The 1,241-nt window shown below is 23.7% G+C and carries 3 protein-coding genes; all 3 read right to left on the reverse strand.

Annotated features, from left to right (window positions below; all coding sequences use genetic code 4):
- On the reverse strand, nt 1-306 hold a 306-nt coding region (locus D9R21_RS06595), incomplete at its 3' end, for a hypothetical protein (RefSeq protein ID WP_148108888.1).
- 15 nt (nt 307-321) lie between these two features.
- Nucleotides 322-522 carry a hypothetical protein gene (locus tag D9R21_RS06600; RefSeq protein ID WP_126821554.1) on the reverse strand — a complete coding sequence of 67 codons (201 nt, stop codon included), beginning with the start codon at nt 520-522 and terminating at the stop codon, nt 322-324.
- Nucleotides 523-597: 75 nt separating this feature from the next.
- A partial coding sequence (locus D9R21_RS07680; protein WP_158613984.1) for a hypothetical protein occupies nt 598-1,241 on the reverse strand: 644 nt, incomplete at its 5' end.

A 1,241-nucleotide genomic window follows, 5' to 3' on the forward strand; every position in this document is an offset into this window, starting at 1 on the left:
AAATATACCTTGAATTCCGTGTGTAAATAAAGGTGTTAGTAAAATAGCAATTCCATTACCTCAATATTGACCATAATTATATCAATTAATATTATCTTTTATTGCATTAATCATTCCATATTCTAATCAACAATTTAATACTAAAAATATTAATGTATAAAAACTAACTACTCAACTACGAATTTTATATTTTCTTTCTCATTCTCTAATATCTTTATGCGTTCAATTATAAGTTGGAATAGGATCTTTTTTAAATCAATTTCAAGGTAAGGCACCCTTTAATCAAGTTGTTTTATCTTGTTTCATTAACCAACCTCCGTTCTAACTTATTCTTTTTCTTTCAATGTGTAAAAACTTAATATTTACTTCAACCCCGTCTTTTCTTGCTATACATAAACCGTCAACATGAATTGATGCAATAAAATTATAATTATAGTTTTTAACATAAAAACTTGATAAAACACTTTGATCAAAGTTTTTAAATGTTTCTAATAACAAATACGGTTTAACTGAACTTCCCATTCAAATTTTGTAAATATATTTTGATTTATCTCAATTTTTAATTTGATATTTAGAGGTGCTATTTGGTTTAAAATCTTATGTATCTACTACTTCTCAATCATTTATATTAATTTTAATATATTCATTATAATCAATTTTAGAAAAGTCGTTAATAGTTGGGTAGCTTACATTTATAGATTTATCTGTTTGTAATCTTTCTTTTAAATAAAATAATAAAGTTTCATAAAATGTTTTTTTAGTAATATATTTATATTCTTCTTCTCATTGATGAGCATAATTACCTGAATGATAATTATATGGTCTAGATACCATCTTACTAGATATAATATCAATTATTTCACCTGCTAATTTTAAAGCATTTTTAACATCACGAGTAATATTTTCATTTGCCTCAGGATCATTAGTTTGTGAATAAGCAACACCACCTTGTGAAAATGATGCACTACCAGTTAAATCATTAACTCCTTTTGGTAAATATCAATTAATAACTGCTAATAAACAAGCAGATTGAATATAACTTAATCATTTATCATATTCAATTAAACCAGTATTATCTTTTTTTACTCATGGAAATAATTCTTTTTTATTAATCTTATCGGAAATTGTTCCACCTGATAATCTATCCATTCATAAACTAGTTTTTAAAATAGCATTATAAATTAAATTATCATTATAAGCAGATTGTTTTCTATCATTAATAGGTTGTCAAAGTTTACTTT

Source organism: Spiroplasma endosymbiont of Megaselia nigra, assembly GCF_003987485.1.
Classification (GTDB): domain Bacteria; phylum Bacillota_I; class Bacilli_A; order Mycoplasmatales; family Mycoplasmataceae; genus Spiroplasma.